The sequence below is a fragment of the Mesorhizobium erdmanii USDA 3471 genome (genome assembly GCF_000472705.1).
In the GTDB taxonomy this organism is placed as follows: Bacteria; Pseudomonadota; Alphaproteobacteria; order Rhizobiales; family Rhizobiaceae; genus Mesorhizobium; species Mesorhizobium erdmanii.
The window spans coordinates 264,203-286,449 of record NZ_KI421455.1 but is presented as its reverse complement, the minus strand read 5'-3'; the positions used below and the strand labels follow the sequence as shown (position 1 = coordinate 286,449).

The window sequence follows — 22,247 nt, the reverse complement described above, 5'->3', positions numbered from 1 at the left end:
TTACTTGGCGCGTCGGCGCGCGATCAGGAACGATACCGAGACAAACAGGATCGAGACCAGGAGCAGGATGGTGGAGATGGCATTGATCTCCGGCGTCATCGGCCGCCTGATCTGGTTCCAGATGTAGAGTGGCAAGGTCGTCTGGCCGGGGCCGGCGACGAGCTGCGTGATGGTGAAATCGTCGAAGGAGACGATGAAGGCGAGTGCCGCACCCGACATGATACCGGGAATAAGCAGCGGCAGTGTTATGCGCCGGAACGTATGCCACGGCGTGGCGTAGAGATCGGCGGCGGCGGATTCGAGCGTCAAGTCCATATCCTCAAGACGCGCCCGGATCGGCATGTAGGCGAAGGGAATACAGAACACGGTATGGGCGAGGATCAGATTGCCGATGCCGAAATTCAGCCCGAAGACCCCGGCGATAAGTGCAAAGAAGGACAAGGTCGCCACCGCCGTTATGATCTCGGGAACCATCAGCGGCAGATTGATGACCATGAAAGCGGCCGGAAGGCCACGCCATGGCTTCACGCGGGTCATGCCGATCGCCGCCAGCGTGGCGCAGATAGTCGAAACGATCGTCGCACTCACCGAGATGATCAGCGTGTTCTCGGCGGCGTTGTGGAACTCCTCATTGAGCAGCGCAGTGCCATACCAGGTCAGGCCGACACCCTCCCAATGGGTGACAAGCGAACCCGTGTTGAACGAGAAGATCATCAGGATCAGGATCGGTACGTAAAGCACGGCAACGCATATGATGGCGATGGTCCGGAACCCGGGCTGATCCTTGATATCGACGTTGCGGGGATCAGCCATGCTGGATCTTCCCCGACGTGGTGCGAACATAGAAGTAGAGGGCGACCAGCACCGCGGCCATCAGGATCAGCGCTTGCGCGCAGCCGAGGGGCCAGTTGCGTCCGGAACCGAACTGCTGCGCGATGAGATCGCCGATCATCAGGTGGATGCCGCCGCCAAGGATCAGCGGCGTCACATAGGCGCCGAGGGCGGGAATGAAGACAAGCAGACAGCCCGCGATGATGCCAGGCAGCGATAGCGGAATGATCACCCGCCAAAGAACTTGCCGGCGCGTCGCGTATAGGTCGTTGGCCGCCTCGACCAGCCGGAAATCCAGTTTCTCCAGGCTGGCATAGAGCGGCAGGATCATGAACGGCAGGAACGAGTAGAGCAGGCCGAGCTGGATGGCGAAGTTCGTGTAAAGCATGGTGATCGGCTTATCGATCACGCCAAGCCCGATCAGTAGATTGTTGATGAGGCCTTCGTCGCGGATGATGAACATGATGGCCAACGTGCGCACCAGAAGGTTCGACCAGAACGGGATGGTGATCAGCAACACCCACCAGTTTCGCTGCGCTGGCGTGCGTGTCGCCATGAAATAAGCGGTTGGGAACCCCAGCAGCAGACAGATGATTGTCGTCACCACGGCGAACAGAAACGAGCGCAGATAGATGATCAGGAAATCCGGCGTGAACTGCAGCGTGTCGTCGAAAATATCCTGCTGGAACAGGAAGTTCAGATAGGCGTCAGTCGAGAATTTCCACTGGACGCCACCATAGGGCGCGGCCTGGAGAAACGAATAAACCAGGATAATCAGCAGCGGCAGCACGCCGAAAACTCCGATTACGATCAGCGCCGGCAGGGAAAGCAGCCGGTTGCGCCTGGCACTTGCTTTCTCGGCTTTGGCTTCGAACAACGCGGCTTGGGAAAGCGCCATTGTCATCAGTCCTTCAGTATCCGCGCGCCGTCGTCCTCGAAGACGATGCCCACCTTGGCGCCCTGCTCGAATGTCACCGCGCCGGACCGGCTGTTTTGGTAACGCACGATGAAGTTGTCACCGCCGTCGAGCTTGACGTGGTAGTGCGTGTCGGTGCCGAAATAGACGACATTCGCCAGAGTTCCGACGACTGTGCCCTTGGAGACGTCTGCGGTCAGATCCGCATGCTCTGGCCGCACCACGACCGTGACTGCACCCGAGGGATCGAAGTTCTCCGGGAACCCTGCCGCCACCGTTGCGCCCGAGGCGAGCTTCACGGTGGCCACGCCGGATTTCTTCGACACCACGGTGCCCTTGAGGAAATTGGTCTCGCCGATGAAGTCGGCGACGAAGCGTTCGGCTGGACGGTCATAGATGTCGCGCGGTGAACCGACCTGCAGGATCTTGCCCGCCGACATCACCGCGATGCGGTCCGACATGGTCAGGGCTTCTTCCTGGTCGTGGGTGACGAAGATGAAGGTGATCCCGGTCTCGTGCTGCAGCCGCTTCAGTTCGATCTGCATTTCCTTGCGCAGCTTGTAATCAAGGGCGGAGAGCGGCTCGTCGAGCAACAGCACCTTGGGTTGCGGCGCCAAGGCGCGAGCCAGCGCCACGCGCTGCTGCTGGCCGCCGGAAATCTGGCTGGTGCGGCGGGCGCTGAGTGCCTCCATCTTGACCAGTTTCAGCATCTGAGCGACGCGAGCCGTAATCTCCGCCTTCGGTTTGCCCAGCATCTCCAGACCGAAGCCGATATTGTCGGCCACCGTCATGTGGGGGAACAGCGCATAGGACTGGAAAACGGTGTTGACCGGCCGCTTGAACGGCGGCAGCGGTGCAATATCCTGGCCGTAGAGCAGGATTTCGCCGGCGCTCGGGAAGTCAAAGCCTGCTATCAGTCGCAACAGTGTCGTCTTTCCGCAGCCGGATGGTCCTAGCAGCGTGAAAAACTCATTCTCGCGGATGGATACCGAGACCGTGTCGAGGGCAGCGACTTGCCCTTCACCCGATCCGAAAATTTTGCTGACGTTTACTACTTCAATCGCATTCCGATCCGGTTTGTCCGGCACGATTACGCCTCATCGTTGACCCCGCTCTTGCTGGCGGAGCTGTTCCCCAGTTGGATGTGACCACACGCCCGGTATGTTGGCAAGCCCGGCCTTGAATCACAGTTCAGTCAGTGGCCTTGGAGGGGCAAGCCCCATGCCACATTCAGGCTTGGTAGGTGATTTTACCGCCACAGATGGTCGTCACCGGCCGCACGGTATGCAAAGCTTCCGGAGCGGTCCTTTCGATATCGGCCGACAAGACGACTAGGTCCGCCAGATAACCCGGCTTCAGCGCGCCTTTGCGGTGTTCCATGAATTCGCTGTAGGCGCCCTCGACCGTATAGCCGGCAAGCGCTTCATGCAGAGAGAAACTCTGGTCCGGCAGGCCTTCTGCCCAAGGTTTGCGCATCACTGCCGCCTGAATGCCCAGGATCGGGTCAACAGACGAGACCGGCCAGTCGGAAGCGAAAACAACCCGGGCGCCAGCATCCTTGAGCGTGCGCCAGGCATAGCTGAGCGGCCACCTGTCGCGGCCGATGCGCGAAATCGTCGGCTCCAGCGGAAAGTTCATGGCGCCGGGCGGATGCGGCGGTTGCATCGAAGCGATGACGCCAAGTTCGGCGAAGCGCGGCACATCCGTCGGGGTGATCACCTCGATATGCTCGACGCGGTGACGGCTGTCCCGCTTGCCGTTGTTCTCCCGCGCCGCCTGATAACCGTCGAGCACAGCGCGGACTGCGCCGTCACCGATCGAATGCACGGCGATCTGCAGGCCTCTGCGGTCGGCCTCCACCGCCACTTCGGCGAAATGCTCGGGAGTGAACAATGGCTCACCGCGCCAGCCGGGACGGTCGGCATAGTCGTCGACCATCACGGCGGTCCAGGAATCGATCACGCCGTCATAAAAAACCTTGACCATGCCCGAGGACAACCACTCGGAGTTGTAGCTCGTGGCCATCCCGGACGCTTTTTCAAGCATGCCCAGATCCATGAAGTTCTTGAAATGGAACGGGATTTTGGTACGGCATATCAGCCGCCCTTCCGCCTCAAGGCCGGCAAGCAACTCGAGCTGGTAGAGGTTGCCATCCATGTTCTGGATGGACGTGATGCCGTGGCGGGCGCACCATTCGAGACCGCGATGCATAAGATCGCGGTCGGCGGCAAGCTCCTCGGCCGACGGATAGGGCTCCGGCTCGCCACCCGTAAGACCGAGCCGTGTGCGGTTCTGTCCGAAATGCTCCAGGATCGGGCCGAAAGCCTCGCCCTCGCGCAGTTCACCCGCCGCGAGGCCATCGGCACCCATCACGATCTCGTTGCCCGGCCCCAATTCCTTGCCATGCAGAAGACCCGCCTCTTCGAGTGCCTTGGTGTTCGCCCACATCGTATGGTGATCGGAGGCCGACATGGCGAACGGGCGATCGGAGATGATTTGGTCGAGATGGTGGCGAGTGACCGGCTCGGGTAGGATCGCATAGTCGACGCCGGCGCCGATCAGAAGCCTGGCGTTCGGCCTTGCCGCTGCAAAGGACTGGATCGCATCGCGCAAGGCATCGAAGCCATGCACGCCAGCCAGATGCAGATTGTCGAGTTCAGCCGCGCCGCCGAACAGATGCATATGGGCTTCGATGAAACCGGGCAGGACCGAACCGCCCTTAGCGTCGATCACCTCCGTGGCCGGTCCCTTGAGTTCTTCGATGGCGGCGCCGCTGCCGATGGCGATGATGGCGCCGTCCTTGACGGCAACGGCCTCGGCGACGGGATTGCCTTCGTCCATGGTCAGCACACGACCATTGATGACGATCAGATCCGCATTACGACCCGCACCCGTAACAGACATCGCGACTCCGCGCTTTTGATGGCCGACTGAAACCGGCAATCGTCTTGTCCGGCAAACTGCCACGTCACCGCGGCTGCGCAATCGGACGAAAATGATGCCAGTGCGCCGTCTTCGAAATTCCCCTTGTGATCTCTTGAAACAGCGTGGATAAAAGAATGCGACTAATTATTCGCGTTTGTCAACGTGCCGAATTTCGAATGTATTGTGGACAGCACCCTGCACCTGTGTTGAGGCGCGGCGGGGAACGAGGACGTCGAGCAGTGAAGCGCAGTCTCAGTCGCGAAACCAGGATGGCGCTCGAACCGCGCAAGCAGCCGCGGCAGCAACGCTCGAGCAAGGTGGTCGACAGGATTCTCGACGCCGCGCTGACCTTGACGCGGGAGCAAGGAACCAGGACCCCGACGACGCTGGCCATTGCACAGCGCGCCGGCCTGTCGGTCGGTTCGGTCTACCAATACTTTCCCAACAAGGAGGCCATTCTTCTGGACCTCGCCAGGCGCTGGCTGTCGTCCTTTCCCGAGGTGATCGAGAAGCGCATCAAGGTTCCCCGGCCTACCAACCGCGACGAGTTTCGCCAGGAAGTGCGCAAGCTCTTTATCGACACATCCACGATCTATCTCGACAACGCCACCCTGATGCCGGTGATCGAGGCGATATCCGGCAATGCCGATCTCAGGCCTATCCAGGACGAATACGACGAGCAGATCATCGCGCTTTACGCCGCCTGGCTGCGGCATGTGAATCCTGCGCTCGAAGACAAGATCGCCAAGCGGCTCGGCCTGGTGATGATGGAGGTCGGGCACGCCTGCCGGCTTGTCGGACTGAAGAGAGATCGCAGGACATTCGACCTCATCGAGGACGATGTCGAAGCCATGTGGCTGGCTCTGGTGAACCCCTATCTCAACCTTGACTGATTTCGCATTTCGAGAGGAATTTTATGAAGACTGTCCATTCGCCGCTTCATGCCGGCCATGCCGGCCAGATGGAACTGGTTACATCAGCCATCGTGCCGGGCTTTGAAAAACCTTCGCGCGCCGAATTCATCAAGGCTCGGGTCGAGAGCGAGAAGCTCGGGCCGATCATTCCACCGCTGGAACATGACCTCGCCGCCGCCAAGCGCGTCCACAAATCGGACTACATCGACTTCCTTCCGACCGTCTGGCCGCAATGGGTAGCCGAAGGCCACACGGGCACGGCAATGCCGTTCACCTGGCCGACGCGCGGCCTGCGCGGCGACGTGCCGCCAAAGCGCATCGACGCCCTGCTCGGCTACTATTCCTTCGACGGCGGCGCCACCTTCGTCGAGGGCACATGGGCAGCGATCAAGTCCTCCTACGACGTGGCGCTGACCGCGGCCGGCCTGGTCAAGGGCGGCGAGAGCTCGGCCTTCGCGCTCTGCCGGCCGCCCGGCCACCATGCCGGGGCCGGCTTCATGGGCGGCTATTGCTACATCAACAACGCCGCCGTCGCCGCGCAATGGTTCCTCGACCAGGGCGCCGGCCGTGTATCCATCCTCGACGTCGACTACCATCATGGCAACGGCACGCAGGAGATTTTCTACGACCGCGCCGACGTGCAGGTCCTCAACCTGCATGGCGATCCCATGGTCGAGTATCCGTTCTTCCTCGGCCATGCCGATGAACGCGGCGCCGGCGCCGGCGAAGGTTTCAACATCAACTATCCCATGCCCTTCGGCACCGGCTGGGACGCCTGGAATGCTTCGCTGGAGGATGCGTGTGCCAGGCTCACTGCCTACGCGCCTGACATCGTCGTCGTCTCGCTTGGCGTCGACACTTTCGAGAAGGACCCGATCAGCCAGTTCAAGCTGAAGAGCGCGGACTATCCGAAGATCGGCCGCCGCATCGCAAAGCTCGGCCTGCCGACGCTGTTCGTCCAGGAAGGCGGCTATGCCGTCGAGGAGATCGGCATCAATGCCGTCGGCGTGCTGACCGGCTTTGAGGATCGGTGAGCCAGCAAATCCGGGACAGATACCAACAGCGTGAAAAGAGGGCGGGATGACCGCCCCTTTTCTTTTCACCAGCTACGTCGCGGCGCCGGTGCTCGCTGTCCCCATAGGTACGGCCGCTTTGCATGAGCGCCCGAGATAGTAGACCGCCGGCACCGCGATCACACCTGCCGCAAGAACCAGGCAAACGGAGGTGGGTGCCCCTTCGGGCGCCTGCGAAGCTACCCCGACGGCCCGCATGCCGATATGGGCGGCTTGCGCGGTCCCGGCATTTTCGCGGCGCAACGGTCGCGAGAACCGTCTCCTGAGTCGCACGCGAGTCCATCGGATTCGATTTTGTCAAATCGCGTTTGATGTCGGATTCAACTGCGGGTAGATTAGAACCGAATCAGCCGGTCCTCGGGGGGCGCGGCAACCACCCAAAGTCTCACGTTCCGGAGTTTCCGGCGCCAGACGCGGATGTCGCGTTCCCTGAACGGATTCCGTCTGATTGGCGCGGCCACGCGCCTCGTATGAGTCTCGTGAAAGTAACGCGTTTTCGGTTTCGGCGGCTGGCCTCCAGCATCCGGACAGCAGAAACGATTCCGGCCAAAGCAAAAAATGAGCAGTCCCGCCGCGCTTCTTCAATCCGACACATTGGGCTCGCGCCTGGCGTCGCGCGGTGATCTGACCAGCTTTTTCATGGAGCTGACCGCCGAGATCGGCGCCGACAGCTACATGCTGGTTGCCATCGTCCATGACCAAGACCGCAATGACGCGCGCATCGTCTCCTCGAACTGGATCTTCGACGCCATCGAACTGATCGGCAAGCGACTGATCGCCAGCCTTGCCCAGGGGGCGCTCACTGTCGCGCCAGGATTCCGCCCCAGATCGCTGGTGGCCACGCACGCACCGGATACGGATGGGCTCGTCTCGGGCGAAGAAGCCCGCCTTCTCGATGTACTCGGCCACGCCGAGATCTATTCGCTGCGGCTGAATGTCGGTCGGCAGCGCTTGTTCGCTCTGTTCTCGGCGGCGACGGCTGGCAAGATCGACCAGCCGGCTCTGATGAAGGCGCAGCTGAAATGCTGCTACGCGCTCTCGCATATTCCACAGCTGATCGCCGCCGCGGCGATGCAGGATCCGCTGTCCGACCGCGAGCGCGAATGCCTGTTCTGGGTCTCGGAAGGCAAGACCACCGATGAGGTGGCGGTCATCCTCGGCGTGTCCTCCAACACCGTCAACAGCTACATCACCCACGCCATCCAGAAATTCGCGGCCTCGAACCGCGCGATGGCCATCGCCACGGCGATCAGGAGTGGCATCATTTGAAACACGCTGAAATCAAGGACGCCGCGGAGGCCCTTTTCAACCAGCAGCGCAGCCCCTTCGGCGCCTTCTCGCTCGGCTCCGAAACGCACCACGCCGTCACCGTTCCCGACGCCGTGCGCCGCTGCCGCTGGATATCGGTCGACATCAACGCCTCGGCTTTTGGCTTGTACTTCGTCAGCCCGTCGCCGGAGCGGGCGCGGCTGGTTCCGTGTTTTGATTCCGACTACCCCGGTATTGGCGTGGCGACGAAGTTCATCTCGGGCGCCAATGGCGAGGAGATCGTGCGCCATACCCACAACTCGACGGAGCCACGCTGGTGGACGGATGACGGCATGGCGGCCATGGCCGAAATGTTCGGCAACCTCGCCTGGACTGCACAGATGGCGCCGCTGGCGCCCGGCACCAGCGGCATAGCCTTTCCCGTCCATGCCGATCGCGGCCAGTGCGGGCTCGTCGTCTTCCTGGGATCCGAGATCACGCTGCCGCAGGACGCACTCTACGAAATCCACGCGCGCTGCTTTTCACTGTTCGCCGCGGTCGCGCGTCTCCGTCCGGGTGATGCCGGCAGGATGCGCGCCATCTCCAAGCGCGAACTCGAATGCCTGAAGCTGACCGCCAACGGCAACACCAGCGAGGAGATCGCACGGCTCCTGAAGCTGTCGGTGCACACGGCCAATCAGTATCTGACGCAGTCGACCCAGAAGCTCAACGCCACCAACCGCAATCAGGCCGTTGCCAAGGCGCTGCGGCTCGGTCTGATCGAGTAGTCATCCGATCGAGCAGCCGCTGGGGTAGCGGGTCAGTTTGAATGCGCCGCTTCACCCGCCTGACCAATGGCTTCTCAAAGAAGGTGGGCCCAGGCCAACGCGGTTGCCTTGCACTTCATGTATTACAACTTCGGGCGCATCCATAAGACACTGCGTGTCACGCCTGCTATAGCCGATGGTGTTACTGACAAGCTTTGGGAATCGGTGATATTGTCGCACTGATCACAGTCAAAGAGGCAAAGAAACCGATGGTTTGCGGTCCCTACAAAAAGCGGAGCGACGAAGTTTGAAGTACGAACGGGCTGACAATCCTCACCTGTTTATTCCAGTGACGGCTTGCGTAGTCGTATTGGTGATGAGCTTCGCGGCCATGTTCATCTCACTATCAAGTATAATTCTGCGAACGGACTTCTATGGTTCAATTGATGAACAGGGCCTTCCTTGGAGCGAGCGGATGGGGAACCGGGATTCCAGGCTTCATGCTCAATTTTGGTCACCCCGCTTCCGGATGGCGCGTCGTACAATAGCATATGGCGCTATCGTCTTTTTCGGCACCTTCGGTGTGATGGCGCTTATTTTGATTGTTTTCGGCCATCCATCCTGACCGGAATTTCAAACTGACCCACTACCGCCGCTCAAGGTCTGTTTGGATTCAGGGGAGCCGCCATTTGCAGAGCGGCCTCGCCTGGACATCGACAGACCTCAGAAGGCCAGCGGCTCGACCTTGCGGATCCGGGCCTGGTCGATCACCGCCTCCAGCAGCGCAGTGTTGTGCTCGGGATCCTCGCCAGGCTTTTCGAACGACACGTAATTGACCGCGACCGAATCGCCGGCCCCGCTTAGCGTCAGCTGGAAATAGACGGTCGCCCCCGGCGGCCGAAGCTCCAGATCGAGCACGATGCGCGGATTGCCGTTCCAGTCGACATGCGCCTCGCCGCCATGGCCGAGCCTGAGCGTGCCCGGCATGAAGAACAGCTCCACCGCTGAATCGACAAGGTCCGACAGGCAGGCGAAATGCTCCAGCCGGATGAAGGCGATGTAGTCGGCGACATCGATCAGCCTCAGTTCGCCGACCACCTGCTCGATGGCCCTGGCGACGATGATCTCACGGGATTTTGCGTGCGGTTGGCGGTTCATGAAATCTGTCTGCGCTCAGCCTTTTTCGAGTAGATGATCCGCACCAGTTCGGCGACGGCCTGGTAGAATTGCGACGGGATCACATTATCGACCGAAACTTGCTTGTACATGGAGCGGGCGAGCGCCACGTCCTCGAAGATCGGGATGTTATGCTCCTTGGCGATCTCGCGGATTTTCAGCGCCACCAGGTCCTGCCCCTTGGCCACCACCAGCGGCGCCGAATCTTCATCGCGCACATATTTCAACGCGATCGAGTAGTGCGTCGGGTTGGCGATGATCAGCGTCGCGCGCGGCACCGCCGTCATCATCCGCTTTCGCGCCCGGTCGCGCGCCAGCGAGCGCAGCCGCGACTTGACGATCGGGTCGCCCTCGGACTGCTTGAACTCGTCCTTGACCTCCTGCTTGCTCATGCGCAGGTCCTGCTTCCAGTGGAAGCGCGACCAGACGATGTCGATCGCCGCGATCAGCCCCATGACGAAGACGATCGCCACCAGTATGTCGACGGCGATGCCGCGGATGACGAGGCCGAAAGCGACCGGGTTGGTGATCATTCCGGCGAGCAGCTTGCGATGATCCTCCGACAGCGTGAAGGTGAGCACGGCGATGGCGAAGCCGACCTTTGCCAGGGATTTCAGGAACTCGACCCAGCCCTGGGCACCGAACATCCGGCTCCAGCCCTTGGTGATCGAAATGCGCGAAAGCTGCGGCCTGATCCGCTCGCCGACGAATTGCGGCATGTTCTGGAGCACCGAGGCGCCAATGCCGGCGACGGTCAAAAGCACCAGCAGGCTGACGACGGCGCGACCCACTTCCAGCATGACGATCTTGTAAAGCTCGATGACATCGGTCTCGGTGTCCATCGGCCACGCCTCGGGCTTCTCGAGGAACATCGACAGGAACATGCCGAGGTTGACGACCGCGTCCTTGGCATAGAAGACGGTGAACACCAGTATGGCGACGAAGGACGCGAGGATCGCGGTTTCCCTCGAATGGGGCAGCTTGCCCTGTTCTATGGCGTCGCGGACTTTCTTTTCCGTCGCCTCTTCGGTTTTGGAGTCCTTGTCGGTGGCGTCGGACATCCCTTAAGCAGCGTTTTGCGTCGAGGGAAGTTCGAATGCGCCTTCGCGCGACAGCCGGATGGTGGTCGTCACGATGGTCTTGCGCGCCGTCATTATATCGGCGGCAGGGACGCCGTCCGACCCCTGTCCGAGTTCGGCTTCGATCATGCGCCGCGACCGCGCGCCGATCGCCGACAGCACCGCTTCGGCGAGCGCCGCCGACGAGCCGCGCAGCGCCAGCGTGACAAGCTCGGTCGACAGCCCGTCGAACAGGAGCACGCGCGCCTTCTGGGTGAGCAGCGGCAGGTCGTCGAAAGCGAAAAGCCGTGCCCGCACCCCGTCCAGGTCGGGCGTGCCGGCGGCTTCCAAGTCCTGCATGACCTCCTCGAGCAGCGGCTTGTCCAGCTCGTTGAGCACGCTGGCGACGCGCGCCTGCCCGGCCGACGTGTCCTTGGTCGAGGTTTCCGACAGCACGCTGGCGCGCAACCGGTTCTCCACGATCCTGGCGGCGGCGTCGGGAACGTTGGCCATCGTCACCATGCGCTTGATGATTTCGCCGCGCATGGACTTGTCCAGCGTCAGAAGCACGCTTGCCGCAGCCTGCGGCCCCAGCTTCGACAACACCATGGCCGCCGTCTGCGGATGTTCGCCGGCCAGGAAAGTGCCCAGCCGCGAGGGTTCGAGCTTTTCCAGATCGGGCCAGATCGGCGGCGGCCCTTCGGGTGCCGCCTCCGGCTTCTTGTTGCCCATGATGGCGTTCATCTCGTCGGGTGACAGCGATTCATTGAGGATGGTATCCATCCTGTCGGCGGAATCGAGCAGGCCGGCGCCTTCGGTGAACTCTGCCTCGAATTCGGCGACGATGCGCTCGAGATCGCTCTGCGGAATAGTCCTCAGCAGCCGGGCGCCCTCGATCAGCGCCTTCAGCTCTTCCTGCTTGAAGAATTTCAACAGGCGGCTGGCGGACGGCTTGCCCATCGCCACCAATATGGCGGCCGCCTTCTGCGCGCGCGTCAGGGTCGTCAGCGGCGTCATGCTGCCTCTCGCCTCCGCTGCAACCGGCAAGCCCCACCAACCATGTCTAGGCGCCCTTCGTGCCGGCGATGATTTCGGTCAGCCTGATACCGAAGCGCGAAGGGTCGCTTTCAAGCACCGTGATCTCGCCACGCGCGATCTTGCGGCCATTGACCACGACGTCGACCGGTTCGCCGATGCGGCGGTTCAGGGCCACTGTCGACCCCTTCTGCAGTGCCATCAGATCGGAAACCGCCATCTCGGTGCTGCCGAGGATGATCTGGACATCGACGGGAATGTTCATGATGACGTTCGAATTGGCGCCAGCGGCCGCCCTGAACGCCGCATCGGGCCGATGCTCTTCCTCATGCAGGACCCCGCGCAATTCCTCGATGGCGCGATCGAGTTGCTCGTCCGGCTGGTCGAGCTCTGCTTCCACTTTGGTCTTGGCCATGCGTCGTCTCCAAAAGCTCAGGCGCGCCCGGCACCGGCCGGCATGAGCCCATCGATGAAATCCTGCCCGGCATCGAAAGGATGCCTGATTCGGACGGTGTAATTCTGCCCCAGTTTGCCGAACTCGCATACGAACAGCGTCTGGCCCCGGGCGCTGAGACGAGCCCGTGATTGCGCCGATTCCTCGAAGTCGATGACCTGTCCCACTTCGAGATTGGCAAGGTCGCCAAGCGTCAGCCGTGCCAGCGGCATGGTGGCTTCTAGCGCCACAGTCGAGCGCATCACCTCTTCCGAAAAACGTGCGCGCCAACTGGCGCCGTGATCGTCCTCGCTGGCGCTGGCGGTGCCGTCGCGGCCGGCAAGCACGACACGCTGCGGCATCGTCACGGTGATGGAGCCGCTGTCGACCGGTGTCGAAATGCCAAGAACGATGCGGATGGCAGCACCGTCGCGCAGTACATGGTGTCTTGCCTCGACGCCGGACATCGCTCGCGGCACCGGCAGCCGCAGATCGAGCGAGCGCCGCCCCGATCCGTTCAAGGCCTGCGCCACCTCCTGGAACACCATGGTCGAAACGTCGGTCTCGATCGGTGACAGATCGCGCTCGATCGGTGATGTCGGCATGTCCGGATCGCCGCCAAACAGCGTGGAGACCATGATCGCGATCGCGGCAGCGTCGATGACGAGCGTCATCGCATCCGAGGAAGCCGGCGAGCCGACGACGGTCATGGCGAACGTGTCGCCGGCATGCGAGCGCGCCTCGGGGACGCGGCTGACCTCGACGGCCCTGAGGTCGACGATCACGGGGACGCCGAGCTCGCCCGAGAGCCCCTTCTGCAGCAGTGGCACTGCGCGCTCGGCCATGGCTCGGCCGGCATCGATGACCTGATCGGCCTCGCCGCTGTCGCCGACCAGACGCTCGATGATCAGCGAGCGCGCTTGCGCGGGGCTGCCTGGGCTGGTCATGACCGTGTCGGCACCGATCTGTCGTGCATCGCTCAAGCGGCCTTCTTCTCGGCGCCGCCGGTGTTCATCGTGCTCTGTTCGACGGCATCGATGGTCGGCCGTTCATAGGATGAGATGGTCTTGCGGCCGAATTCGATCGCCACCTGCGGCAGCGCGCCGTTCATGTAGGCGAGCAGCGTCTGCTTGACGATGATGTAGAGGCGGTTCTTCTTTTCGCGCACCGTTTTGATCTTGGTGGCCACGGGCCCGACCACGGCGTAGGACAAAAAGATGCCGAGGAAGGTGCCGACCAGGGCCGCGCCGATCAGGCCGCCGAGGATTTCCGGCGACTGGTCGAGCGCGCCCATCGCCTTGACCACGCCGAGCACGGCGGCGACGATGCCAAGCGCCGGCAGGCCGTCGCCGACCGCGACCAGTGCGTGATAGGCCTTCATCTTGTCGGATTTGATGGTCTGGATTTCCTCGTCCATCAGCGCCTCGATCTCGTGCGAGCGGGCATTGCCGATGATGATGATGCGGCAGTAGTCGCAGATGAAACTCATCAGGTCGTGATTCTTCAGTACCGTCGGAAAGGCCTGGAAGATGGCTGATTCTTCCGGATTGTCGATATGCGCCTCGACCTCGCTGCGCGACTTCGAGCGCAGTTCACGCATCAGACTGTGCAGCACGCCGAGCGTTTCCAGATAATCCTGTTCCTTCGGCACCGCCTGCTTGAAGGCTTCGAGAATGCCCCTGCCGGTGTCCTTCACCGTCTTCATCGGGTTGGCGACCAGGAAGGTACCCAGTGCGGCGCCACAGATGACCACGGCTTCCCAAGGCTGGACCAGCACATGCAGATGCCCGCCCATGGCCATGAAGCCGCCAAGGACGCAGCCGAGCGTCACCACAAGTCCAATGAGAATGCCCACGGCATGTCCTTCCGCATTTCACGTCAGTTGAAAGGGATAGTCCCCGTGCCTTGTGTGAGGCTTGAATCCGGGCTGCCTTGGACCCGAATGTCGGCGATTCAGTTTCGCGCAAGGATGTCAGGTTATTGTCGCGATATTAAGCTTCGGCCGGAGGCATGACGTTGCTCAATACCTTTACCAGCTACCAATTGATCGCCAAAGACATCAACAAGTCGATCGACCGGATCGAGCAACAGCCGACGGTCGATCGCGACACCCAGTATTATCTCGCCAACATCACCAAGGTGAAATCGATCGACGATTTCGTCAACAACGACCGGCTGTTCAAATATGCCATGAAGGCGTTCGGGCTGGGGGACATGGACTATGCCAAGGCCTTCATGGTCAAGGCGCTTAAGGAAGGCGTCACCGATCCCAACAGTTTCGCCAACAAGCTGACCGACAAGCGCTACGCCCAATTCGTGAGCGCCTTCAACTTCGCCGCCAATGGCCCCGATGCGACCATCTATAACAGCGCCCAGCAACTGGTGACGAAGAATTACGCCACGCAGGCGCAGATCGCCGGCCTCGATCCGAACTCCGACTATGTGAAGGGCGAGACGACCTACTACCTCGCCAACATCACCAAGGTGAAGTCCGTCGACGACCTGATGTCGAACAGCCGGCTCTACACCTATGCCCTGGCCGCATACGGTCTCGACTCGGCGACCGAGGACAAGGACCTGATCAAGCAGGTCCTGCAAAGTAAGGTCAGCGACCCTGGCAGCGTCGCCAACACGCAGACGAACCCGGCTTACGCAGGCTTGGCTTTGGCCTTCAATTTCCAAGCCAATGGCGAGAACGCCACCACCATCAATCCGGCGCAGCAGCCGACGGTTGACAAATATCTGCGCCAGACACTGGAAGAGGACGCCGGCCAAACCAACGAAGGTGTTCGGCTGGCGCTCTATTTCCAGCGCAAGGCGCCCGACATCACCAGCTGGTACGACGTGCTGGCCGACACCGCCCTTGCCAGCGTCGTGCGCACCGCGCTGGGGCTCCCGGATTCCTTCGCCACGGCCGACATCGACAAGCAGGCGCAGTTGTTCGAGCAGAAGCTCGACCTCACGGATTTCACCGATCCCGCGAAACTCACCAAGTTCCTGACCCGCTTCACCAGCATGTACGAGATCAACAATCCAACCTCTCCGGCCGTGTCGTCCGTCAGCGTGCTATTCGCCCAGCCGGTCACGTCGGGCATTTCCACCGACCTGATGATGGCCATGCAGAAGTTGAAGTTCTAATCATGCAGGACAGCCTCTACGTCGCCCTTTCCGCGCAGATGGCGCTCGAGCGCCGGCTCGACACGATCGCCGACAATGTCGCCAACGCCAACACCGTCGGCTTTCGCGCCACCGGTGTGAAATTCGAGGACGTGGTGTCGGGCACCGGGCAGAAATCGGTGTCCTTCGCCTCGTCGGGCAAGACCTATCTTTCGGGCGCCCATGGTTCCCTGAGCGAGACCGGCAACCCGTTCGATTTCGCCATCCAGGGCGATGCCTGGTTCGCCATCGATACGCCGGCCGGCACCGTCATGACCCGCGACGGCCGCTTCTCCATGAACGAGAATGGCGAGCTGATGTCGCTCGAAGGCCATCCGGTGCTCGATGCCGGCGGCGCACCGATCCAGCTCGATCCCCGCAACGGCCCGCCCAAGGCCGGCGCCGACGGCTCGCTGCGCCAGAACGACCAGCTTGTCGGCTCGATCGGCCTCTACAATTTCGACCCGGGCGAGAATTTCGTGCGCTACGGCAATTCCGGCATCGTGCCTTCGCGCACCCCTGAGCCGGTCACCGATCGCTCCGATGTCGGTATCGCCCAGGGTTTCGTGGAGGAATCCAACGTCAATCCGGTGATGGAGATGACGCGGCTGATCATGGTCCAGCGCGCCTTCGAGAACACAGCTGCCCTAATGCGCCAAACCGATTCATCCACTGACGAGGCGATCAAGACGCTCGGCTCGAAGTCGTAGTATGACATCAGGCCAGCCCTCCATCCGCGCACCCGAAAGACAGGTCCAGCCGGCGCCGGAGGATCGGCTGGCGGCGTTGGAACGGGTCATCCGGCGTTTCGGCAACGGCGACGGGCTGGTCAAGCGTGGCGGCCTCGTCACCGAAGTCACGCCCACCCACTACAAGGTGCGCGGCCTTTCCGATTTCGCCAGGCTGGGCGACATCGTCGAGCAGCGCGGCCAGGCCGGCGCACGCCGCGGCGAGATCGTCAAGATCAGCCGCGACGAGGTTGTCGTCGCGCCCTTCGAGCGCAGTGCCGATGCCGGCATCGGCGATGCGGTGTTCCGCAGGGGACCGCTCGCCGTGGCGCCGCACGGCTCATGGCGCGGCCGTACCATCGACGCGCTCACGCGGGCGATCGATGGCGGTCCGCCGTTGATCAGGGGCGACGACCTCTCGGATGGCGTCACCACGCCCGGTGCCATGGCACGGCAGCGCGTCGGCACCGCCTTCATGACCGGCGTCAAGGTCATCGACATCTTCACCCCGCTCTGCTTCGGCCAGCGCATGGGTGTCTTTGCGGGTTCGGGCGTCGGCAAATCGACGCTCCTCGCCATGCTCGCCGGCGCCGACGCGTTCGACACCGTCGTCGTGGCGCTGATCGGCGAACGCGGCCGCGAAGTCCGCGAATTCCTCGAGGACACGATCGGCGACAGCATGGCCAAGACCGTGGCTGTCGTCGCCACCAGCGACGAGAGCGCCATGATGCGCCGCCGCGCGCCCGACACCGCCATGCGCGTCGCCGAGCACTTTCGCGACCAGGGCCAGCGTGTGTTGCTGGTGCTGGATTCGATCACCCGCTTCGCCCATGCGCTGCGCGAGGTGGCGACGGGAACCGGCGAGCCGCCGGTCGCCCGCGGCTATCCCGCCTCGGTTTTCACCGAACTGCCCAAGCTGCTCGAGCGCGCGGGGCCTGGCGCGGAGGGAAAGGGCTCGATCACCGCGATCATTTCGGTGCTGGTCGACGGCGATGATCACAACGATCCGGTCGCCGATTCCGTGCGCGGTATCCTCGACGGCCATGTCGTGCTCGACCGCGCGATCGCCGAACAGGGCCGCTATCCGCCGGTCAATCCTCTGTCATCCATATCGCGCCTGGCAGGCAAGGCCTGGAGCGCCGAACAGCGCGCCTTGGTGACACGGCTGAAGTCGATGATCTCCCGCTTCGAGGACACGCGCGACATCCGCCTGCTCGGCGCCTATCAGGGCGGCGTCGACGCCGAGCTCGACATCGCCGTGCGCCAGGTGCCGCTGATCTACGAGGCGCTGACGCAATCGCCCAGGGACCGCCCGTCGGCCGATCCGTTCTCCGATCTCGCCCGCCATCTCAAGGGAAAGCTGAATGCCGAATCAGGAGACTGAACGCCAATATACCGAGCGCATCCTGAACGAGATGATCGCCGAGGCGAACGCCGCCGAGCGAGCGCGAGCCGAGGAAGAGAGGGGCGCCAAGGCAAAGGCGGCCAGCGCCATGGCCGCCAAGACCGCGGCTGTTCTGGCCAGGGCGGTCAAGCCGGCTCTACCCAGATCAGAGCCTGTTCTGGGTCGGACCGCCGTGCCGGCCACGCACATGGTTCCCCGCGTCGATCCTGCCGAGATGACGCAGGCAAGCCGCGAATCGCTGATCGACGGCCTGTTTCCCGTCACCGAATGGCCACAACCGCCAAAGCCGCAATTTCCAAAGTTGAGCAAGAAGCCGGACCGCCGCAGCGACTTCGTCATCGCCGCGCTCGGCGTCACGCTTGGCCTGATCTGTGCACTGTTTCCCTGGTACATCTTCTTCAACCAGGAGCAGTTCGGCGTCCAGGCGATCAAGTTTGGCGGCACGGGCACCAATTCGGGACGCGCGGGTGGCGGCGTGGTCGCCTCGCGCAGCGCGCCGCTGACGGCGAAGGACCTTCCCAATACCAGCATCGACCTGTTCGCCACCGGAGCAGTGCCTAAAGATGCCGCTCCGGCACAGCCGCCCGGCGACCAACCCTTCCCCGCCGATGTCGCGAAATTCCGCATGGTCCATGTCGCCAACGGCCGCGCCATGATCGAGGACGACACCGGCCTGTGGATCGTCCAGCGCGGCTCGACGCTGCCGGACTCCAGCACGGTGTCGTCGATCGAACAGCGCAACGGCAAATGGGTCATGCTGACCAGCACCAACCAGGTGATCCAGCTTTCCAGGTAGGGCCGTCGCGGTACGACCTTGCGGGCGCCCGCAAGGTCCGCGCAAGACTGGCGGCCTAGTCTTTGGGCACATGCCCGGAGATTCCCATGGAGCCCGTTTCCCTTTTCGATCTTGCCGCCAAGCAAGCGCAGTGGCTTTCGGTGCGCCAGTCGGCGATCGCCGGCAACATCGCCAACGCCAACACGCCGGGCTACACGGCAAACGATGTCGAGCCTTTCGAAAAGGTGCTCGACCGTACCGCGGTGTCGCTGCAGACCACCGAGGCCGGCCACCTCGGCAGCGCGGCCACCAATGCCGGCTTCACCATCAAGCCGCAGGAAGATGACGGCGTCGTCATGCCGTCCAAGAACTCCGTCGTGCTTGAGGACCAGCTTCTCAAGGCCGGCGAGGTGCGCCGCTCCTTCGAACTCAACACGGCGATCGTCAAGGCATTCCACTCGATGATGATGATGGCGGTGAAGAGCTGACCATGGACGCGCTGACCGCAGCCCTGAAAGTCGCAGCATCCGGCCTCGGCGCCCAGTCCGAGCGCCTGCGCGTGGTTTCGGAAAACCTCGCCAACGCCCAGTCGACCGGCACCACGCCCGGCGCCGACCCGTATCGCCGCAAGACCATCAGCTTCGTCTCCGAGCTTGACCGGGCCTCCGGCAGCTCGACGGTCCAAGTGAATTCGATCGACCGCGATCCGAGTGATTTTCCCATCGAGTTCCAGCCCGGCAACGAGGCCGCCGACGAGAAGGGCTACGTCAAGATGCCCAACGTCAACGTGCTGATCGAAATGGCCGACATGACCGAGGCCAACCGTTCCTACGAGGCCAACCTGCAAGTCGTGAAGCAGGCGCGCGACCTCATTTCAATGACCATCGACCTGATGAGGAACCAATGATCGTGAACGGCATCGGCGCGCTTAACCTGAAGCCCGGGCTGGGCGATACGGCGACCGACTTGCTGCAGGGCGGTGTCGCGCCGGCGACGTCAGGCAACCTCGGCACCTCCTTCGCCGAAGCGGTAAGCCAGGCCGCCGCCAAGACCGTCAACACGCTGCAGAATGCCGAGCAGGTGTCGCTCCAGGCGCTCAAGGGCGATGCCGACACCCGTCAGGTCGTCGATGCCGTGATGAGCGCCCAGCAGGCGCTTCAGACCGCCGTCGCCATCCGCGACAAGGTCGTTTCGGCCTATCTCGAAGTCAGTCGAATGGGTATCTGAGGAGTAGGCCATGAAAGCACTTGCCATCGCCGCAACCGGCATGAATGCCCAGCAGACAAATCTGGAAGTCATCGCCAACAACATCGCCAACATCAACACCACCGGCTACAAGCGGGCGCGTGCCGAATTCTCCGACCTGCTCTATCAGGTCGACCGCACGCAAGGCGTGCCCAACCGCTCCAACGCCTCGCTGGTGCCGGAGGGCGTTTCGATCGGCCTCGGCGTCAAGACGACGGCGGTGCGCAACGTGCACACACAGGGCGAACTGACCAGCACCGGCAACAGCTTCGACATGGCGCTGACCGGCAGGGGCTGGTTCCAGATCGAGGGTGCCGATGGCGGTACGCTCTATAGCCGCGCCGGCGCCTTCAACACCAACGCCACCGGCCAGCTGGTGACGGTGGATGGCGCCAATGTCATTCCAGCCATCACCGTGCCGACCGATGCGGTCGAGGTGATCGTCAACAAGACCGGCCAGGTCTTCGCCCGCATCGACGGCCAGACCGCCTTGCAGACCCTCGGCCAGCTTCAGATCGCCAACTTCGCCAACGAGGCGGGTCTCGCACCGCTCGGCGACAATCTGTTCCAGGAGACGACGGCCTCCGGCCCCGCCAATGTCGGCGTGCCCGGCGATCCCGGCTTCGCCACCATCCAGCAAGGCTATCTCGAGGCCTCCAACGTCGACCCGGTCAAGGAAATCACCGAGCTGATCTCCGCGCAGCGCGCCTATGAGATGAATTCCAAGGTGATCCAGGCCGCCGACGACATGGCCTCGGTCGTCTCCAAGAATATCAGGTAAGGGATGATGGCCATGGCGATCTCCTGCTCCGCATTCCGCCGCACCGCGCTGATCCTTGCGCTGGTGGCTGGCGGCGTGCCGGCTTTCGCCCAGGAGTCGACAAATCAATCGGCCAATCAATCGGCAACGGAGATCGCCAGCACCCAACCCACCGGCGAGATCGTGCTGATCCCCAACCGCGTCATCTATCCCGGCGAGACGATCGAACTCGCCGCACTGAAACAGGTGACCCTCATCCCGGGCAAGCACAAGCCCGATGCGATGGCGACCCGTGTCGAAGAACTCCAGGGCAAGATCGCCAAGCGCACGCTGCTGCCTGGCCGCTACATTCCAACCACGGCCATCCGCGAGGCATGGCTGGTCGAACAGGGTGCTGCCGTGCAGGTCTTCTTCATCGCCGGCGGACTGACGATATCGGCCACCGCCGTGACCTTGCAGCCAGGCGCGGCCGGCGACTTCATCAAGGTTCGCAACAGCGACAGCGGCAAGATCCTCTCCGGCACGGTGATGGCCGACGGAACCATCCAGGTCAGCGCTTCATGATGCGCCTGCTTGCCCTTCTTCTCGCGGCCACGCTCGGCTTGCAGCCGGCGCTGGCCGACGGCCTGACACCCAAGGCCAAGCGCGAGCTCGCCGCCAGGAACGGCGGCGTCGACAACGATCCGGAATATGATCCGGCCACCACAACCCGCATGTTCCGCGTCTCGCCCGGGCCAAGCTCGCTGCCGCCTGGCCAGGTCGCCTCGCGCATCAAGGACATCGCCCAGCTGCAGAGTTCGCGCGACAACCAGCTGGTCGGCTACGGCCTGGTCATCGGCCTCGCCGGCTCGGGTGACAGCCTGCGCAATTCGCCGTTCACCGAACAGTCGATCCGCGCCATGCTTGAAAATCTCGGCATCGCCACCGAAGGCGGCAGTGCGCGCGCCAAGAACGTCGCCGCCGTCATCGTCACCGCCAACATGCCGCCCTACGTGCAGTCGGGCGCTCGCATCGACATCGACGTGTCCTCGATGGGCGATGCCACCTCGCTTGCCGGCGGTACGCTGATCATGACGCCGCTGAAGGCGGCGGATGGCGAAATCTACGCCGTTGGCCAGGGTGCCGTCATCGTCTCCGGCTTTATCGCCCAAGGCCAGGCCCAGCAGCTGACACAAGGTGTGCCGACTGCCGGCCGCGTCCCCAACGGCGCTATTGTCGAGCGCTCGGTGAAGGCCGAATTCGATGATCAATCGACGCTGACGCTGCAATTGCGCAATCCCGATTTCTCGACCGCCATCCGCATCGCCGATGCCATCAACGACTATACCAGCCAGCGCTTCGGCATGCGCGTGGCGGGTGAGCGCGATTCTCGCACCGTGCAGATCAGAAGGCCGAACGGCGTTTCGGCCGCCCGCTTCTATGCCGAGATCGAGAACCTGGTGGTCGAATCCGATACGCCGGCCCGCGTCGTCATTGACGAGCGCACCGGCACCATCGTCATCGGCAACGACGTCAAGATCTCGCGCGTTGCCATAAGCCACGGCACGCTGACCGTGCGCATCACGGAGGCGCCGCGCGTCGTGCAGCCCGAGCCCTTCTCCAAGGGCGAAACCGCTGTCGAACCGTTCACCGCCATCGATGCCAGCCGGCCCAATGGCCGCGTCGCGGTGCTCGACGGGCCCGACCTGCAAACCCTTGTTTCCGGCCTCAACCGCCTCGGCGTCAAGCCGGACGGCATCATTGCCATCCTGCAAGGCATCAAGTCGGCCGGCGCCCTGCAAGCCGATCTGGTTCTCCAATAG

At 62.8% G+C, this 22,247-nt stretch carries 25 protein-coding genes and 1 pseudogene; 16 read left to right on the top strand and 10 right to left on the bottom strand.

What is annotated here, in order from left to right; all coding sequences use genetic code 11:
- The 4 genes from A3AU_RS0134115 to A3AU_RS0134100 form a co-directional block, all read right to left on the bottom strand.
- Positions 1-813 (bottom strand): ABC transporter permease, encoded by an 813-nt coding sequence (locus A3AU_RS0134115; protein WP_027056855.1) that lies wholly within the window; start codon positions 811-813, stop codon positions 1-3.
- The gene (locus tag A3AU_RS0134110) at positions 806-1,735 is read right to left on the bottom strand and encodes an ABC transporter permease (RefSeq protein ID WP_081709774.1); all 930 of its coding nucleotides are present in this window, start codon (positions 1,733-1,735) and stop codon (positions 806-808) included. Before A3AU_RS0134110 ends, A3AU_RS0134115 begins: the two co-directional genes overlap by 8 nt.
- Positions 1,735-2,835: an ABC transporter ATP-binding protein gene (locus A3AU_RS0134105; protein WP_027056853.1), complete on the bottom strand. Its 1,101-nt coding sequence runs from the start codon at positions 2,833-2,835 to the stop codon at positions 1,735-1,737. The genes A3AU_RS0134110 and A3AU_RS0134105 overlap by 1 nt, the downstream gene beginning before the upstream one ends.
- Before the next feature lie 142 nt (positions 2,836-2,977).
- The gene (locus A3AU_RS0134100) at positions 2,978-4,651 is read right to left on the bottom strand and encodes an amidohydrolase (RefSeq protein WP_027056852.1); all 1,674 of its coding nucleotides are present in this window, start codon (positions 4,649-4,651) and stop codon (positions 2,978-2,980) included.
- Positions 4,652-4,911: 260 nt separating this feature from the next.
- On the opposite strand from A3AU_RS0134100, the gene A3AU_RS0134095 reads away from it, so the two are divergent.
- The 6 genes and pseudogenes from A3AU_RS0134095 to A3AU_RS1000000139435 all read left to right on the top strand — a co-directional run bounded on the left by A3AU_RS0134095 (position 4,912) and on the right by A3AU_RS1000000139435 (position 9,299).
- The gene (locus A3AU_RS0134095) at positions 4,912-5,565 is read left to right on the top strand and encodes a TetR/AcrR family transcriptional regulator (RefSeq protein WP_027056851.1); all 654 of its coding nucleotides are present in this window, start codon (positions 4,912-4,914) and stop codon (positions 5,563-5,565) included.
- Positions 5,566-5,588: 23 nt separating this feature from the next.
- Complete coding sequence (locus tag A3AU_RS0134090; RefSeq protein WP_027056850.1) at positions 5,589-6,620, top strand: histone deacetylase family protein; 1,032 nt, start codon at positions 5,589-5,591, stop codon at positions 6,618-6,620.
- A 597-nt stretch (positions 6,621-7,217) separates the two neighbouring features.
- Entirely contained in the window at positions 7,218-7,928 is a 711-nt protein-coding gene (locus A3AU_RS0134085; protein WP_027056849.1) for a helix-turn-helix transcriptional regulator, read from the top strand.
- Entirely contained in the window at positions 7,925-8,695 is a 771-nt protein-coding gene (locus tag A3AU_RS0134080) for a helix-turn-helix transcriptional regulator (protein ID WP_027056848.1), read from the top strand. Before A3AU_RS0134085 ends, A3AU_RS0134080 begins: the two co-directional genes overlap by 4 nt.
- A 41-nt stretch (positions 8,696-8,736) precedes the next feature.
- Positions 8,737-8,985, top strand: a pseudogene (locus A3AU_RS1000000138715) (IS1 family transposase); the annotation flags it as partial.
- On the top strand, positions 8,982-9,299 hold the full coding sequence (locus A3AU_RS1000000139435) for a hypothetical protein (protein WP_154674724.1): 318 nt from the start codon (positions 8,982-8,984) through the stop codon (positions 9,297-9,299). The pseudogene A3AU_RS1000000138715 and the gene A3AU_RS1000000139435, both read left to right, overlap by 4 nt.
- A 98-nt stretch (positions 9,300-9,397) precedes the next feature.
- On the opposite strand, the gene A3AU_RS0134075 is transcribed toward A3AU_RS1000000139435, so the two are convergent.
- Genes A3AU_RS0134075 through motA form a run of 6 tightly spaced genes read right to left on the bottom strand, consistent with a single transcriptional unit; the run spans position 9,398 to position 14,231 of the window.
- Positions 9,398-9,832, bottom strand: coding sequence for a hypothetical protein (locus A3AU_RS0134075; protein ID WP_027056847.1), 435 nt, complete (start codon positions 9,830-9,832; stop codon positions 9,398-9,400).
- Positions 9,829-10,911 (bottom strand): flagellar biosynthesis protein FlhB, encoded by a 1,083-nt coding sequence (gene flhB, locus A3AU_RS0134070; protein ID WP_027056846.1) that lies wholly within the window; start codon positions 10,909-10,911, stop codon positions 9,829-9,831. The genes A3AU_RS0134075 and flhB overlap by 4 nt, the downstream gene beginning before the upstream one ends.
- Positions 10,912-10,914: 3 nt before the next feature.
- Entirely contained in the window at positions 10,915-11,925 is a 1,011-nt protein-coding gene (locus A3AU_RS0134065) for a flagellar motor switch protein FliG (protein WP_027056845.1), read from the bottom strand.
- A 46-nt stretch (positions 11,926-11,971) separates the two neighbouring features.
- Entirely contained in the window at positions 11,972-12,358 is a 387-nt protein-coding gene (gene fliN / locus A3AU_RS0134060) for a flagellar motor switch protein FliN (RefSeq protein WP_027056844.1), read from the bottom strand.
- Positions 12,359-12,375: 17 nt separating this feature from the next.
- Entirely contained in the window at positions 12,376-13,323 is a 948-nt protein-coding gene (locus A3AU_RS0134055) for a FliM/FliN family flagellar motor switch protein (protein ID WP_027056843.1), read from the bottom strand.
- 32 nt (positions 13,324-13,355) lie between these two features.
- Complete coding sequence (gene motA, locus A3AU_RS0134050; protein WP_027056842.1) at positions 13,356-14,231, bottom strand: flagellar motor stator protein MotA; 876 nt, start codon at positions 14,229-14,231, stop codon at positions 13,356-13,358.
- 155 nt (positions 14,232-14,386) lie between these two features.
- Here motA and A3AU_RS0134045 point away from each other — a divergent pair, with 155 nt between their 5' ends.
- The 10 genes from A3AU_RS0134045 (at position 14,387) to A3AU_RS0134000 (ending at position 22,247) form a co-directional block, all read left to right on the top strand.
- Complete coding sequence (locus tag A3AU_RS0134045; RefSeq protein ID WP_425487728.1) at positions 14,387-15,514, top strand: DUF1217 domain-containing protein; 1,128 nt, start codon at positions 14,387-14,389, stop codon at positions 15,512-15,514.
- 2 nt (positions 15,515-15,516) lie between these two features.
- On the top strand, positions 15,517-16,242 hold the full coding sequence (flgF, locus tag A3AU_RS0134040) for a flagellar basal-body rod protein FlgF (protein ID WP_027056840.1): 726 nt from the start codon (positions 15,517-15,519) through the stop codon (positions 16,240-16,242).
- A 1-nt stretch (position 16,243) separates the two neighbouring features.
- Entirely contained in the window at positions 16,244-17,644 is a 1,401-nt protein-coding gene (gene fliI, locus A3AU_RS0134035; protein ID WP_027056839.1) for a flagellar protein export ATPase FliI, read from the top strand.
- A complete protein-coding gene (locus A3AU_RS0134030; RefSeq protein ID WP_027056838.1) occupies positions 17,625-18,461 on the top strand; it encodes a hypothetical protein in 837 nt (278 codons plus the stop codon). The genes fliI and A3AU_RS0134030 overlap by 20 nt, the downstream gene beginning before the upstream one ends.
- Positions 18,462-18,547: 86 nt before the next feature.
- Positions 18,548-18,928 (top strand): flagellar basal body rod protein FlgB, encoded by a 381-nt coding sequence (gene flgB / locus A3AU_RS0134025; protein WP_027056837.1) that lies wholly within the window; start codon positions 18,548-18,550, stop codon positions 18,926-18,928.
- 2 nt (positions 18,929-18,930) lie between these two features.
- Positions 18,931-19,347 carry a flagellar basal body rod protein FlgC gene (gene flgC, locus A3AU_RS0134020; RefSeq protein ID WP_027056836.1) on the top strand — a complete coding sequence of 139 codons (417 nt, stop codon included), beginning with the start codon at positions 18,931-18,933 and terminating at the stop codon, positions 19,345-19,347.
- Positions 19,344-19,667: a flagellar hook-basal body complex protein FliE gene (gene fliE / locus A3AU_RS0134015; protein WP_027056835.1), complete on the top strand. Its 324-nt coding sequence runs from the start codon at positions 19,344-19,346 to the stop codon at positions 19,665-19,667. The genes flgC and fliE overlap by 4 nt, the downstream gene beginning before the upstream one ends.
- Positions 19,668-19,677: 10 nt before the next feature.
- A complete protein-coding gene (flgG, locus tag A3AU_RS0134010; protein ID WP_027056834.1) occupies positions 19,678-20,466 on the top strand; it encodes a flagellar basal-body rod protein FlgG in 789 nt (262 codons plus the stop codon).
- Positions 20,467-20,472: 6 nt separating this feature from the next.
- The gene (gene flgA, locus A3AU_RS0134005; RefSeq protein ID WP_161633564.1) at positions 20,473-21,009 is read left to right on the top strand and encodes a flagellar basal body P-ring formation chaperone FlgA; all 537 of its coding nucleotides are present in this window, start codon (positions 20,473-20,475) and stop codon (positions 21,007-21,009) included.
- A complete protein-coding gene (locus A3AU_RS0134000; RefSeq protein ID WP_027056832.1) occupies positions 21,006-22,247 on the top strand; it encodes a flagellar basal body P-ring protein FlgI in 1,242 nt (413 codons plus the stop codon). The genes flgA and A3AU_RS0134000 overlap by 4 nt, the downstream gene beginning before the upstream one ends.

Bases quoted from the DNA above. Each gene is read 5' to 3' on its own strand.
- A3AU_RS0134115 (WP_027056855.1), bottom strand. From the start codon at position 813: ATGGCTGATCCCCGCAACGTCGATATCAAGGATCAGCCCGGGTTCCGG.
- flhB (WP_027056846.1), bottom strand. From the start codon at position 10,911: ATGTCCGACGCCACCGACAAGGACTCCAAAACCGAAGAGGCGACGGAA.
- fliI (WP_027056839.1), top strand. From the start codon at position 16,244: ATGACATCAGGCCAGCCCTCCATCCGCGCACCCGAAAGACAGGTCCAG.
- A3AU_RS0134000 (WP_027056832.1), top strand. From the start codon at position 21,006: ATGATGCGCCTGCTTGCCCTTCTTCTCGCGGCCACGCTCGGCTTGCAG.
- fliE (WP_027056835.1), top strand. From the start codon at position 19,344: ATGATCGTGAACGGCATCGGCGCGCTTAACCTGAAGCCCGGGCTGGGC.
- A3AU_RS0134100 (WP_027056852.1), bottom strand. From the start codon at position 4,651: ATGTCTGTTACGGGTGCGGGTCGTAATGCGGATCTGATCGTCATCAAT.
- A3AU_RS0134030 (WP_027056838.1), top strand. From the start codon at position 17,625: ATGCCGAATCAGGAGACTGAACGCCAATATACCGAGCGCATCCTGAAC.
- A3AU_RS0134065 (WP_027056845.1), bottom strand. From the start codon at position 11,925: ATGACGCCGCTGACGACCCTGACGCGCGCGCAGAAGGCGGCCGCCATA.
- flgA (WP_161633564.1), top strand. From the start codon at position 20,473: ATGGCCATGGCGATCTCCTGCTCCGCATTCCGCCGCACCGCGCTGATC.
- A3AU_RS0134075 (WP_027056847.1), bottom strand. From the start codon at position 9,832: ATGAACCGCCAACCGCACGCAAAATCCCGTGAGATCATCGTCGCCAGG.
- A3AU_RS0134090 (WP_027056850.1), top strand. From the start codon at position 5,589: ATGAAGACTGTCCATTCGCCGCTTCATGCCGGCCATGCCGGCCAGATG.
- fliN (WP_027056844.1), bottom strand. From the start codon at position 12,358: ATGGCCAAGACCAAAGTGGAAGCAGAGCTCGACCAGCCGGACGAGCAA.
- A3AU_RS0134085 (WP_027056849.1), top strand. From the start codon at position 7,218: ATGAGCAGTCCCGCCGCGCTTCTTCAATCCGACACATTGGGCTCGCGC.
- flgF (WP_027056840.1), top strand. From the start codon at position 15,517: ATGCAGGACAGCCTCTACGTCGCCCTTTCCGCGCAGATGGCGCTCGAG.
- flgB (WP_027056837.1), top strand. From the start codon at position 18,548: ATGGAGCCCGTTTCCCTTTTCGATCTTGCCGCCAAGCAAGCGCAGTGG.
- A3AU_RS0134055 (WP_027056843.1), bottom strand. From the start codon at position 13,323: ATGACCAGCCCAGGCAGCCCCGCGCAAGCGCGCTCGCTGATCATCGAG.
- flgG (WP_027056834.1), top strand. From the start codon at position 19,678: ATGAAAGCACTTGCCATCGCCGCAACCGGCATGAATGCCCAGCAGACA.
- flgC (WP_027056836.1), top strand. From the start codon at position 18,931: ATGGACGCGCTGACCGCAGCCCTGAAAGTCGCAGCATCCGGCCTCGGC.
- A3AU_RS0134110 (WP_081709774.1), bottom strand. From the start codon at position 1,735: ATGACAATGGCGCTTTCCCAAGCCGCGTTGTTCGAAGCCAAAGCCGAG.
- A3AU_RS0134045 (WP_425487728.1), top strand. From the start codon at position 14,387: ATGACGTTGCTCAATACCTTTACCAGCTACCAATTGATCGCCAAAGAC.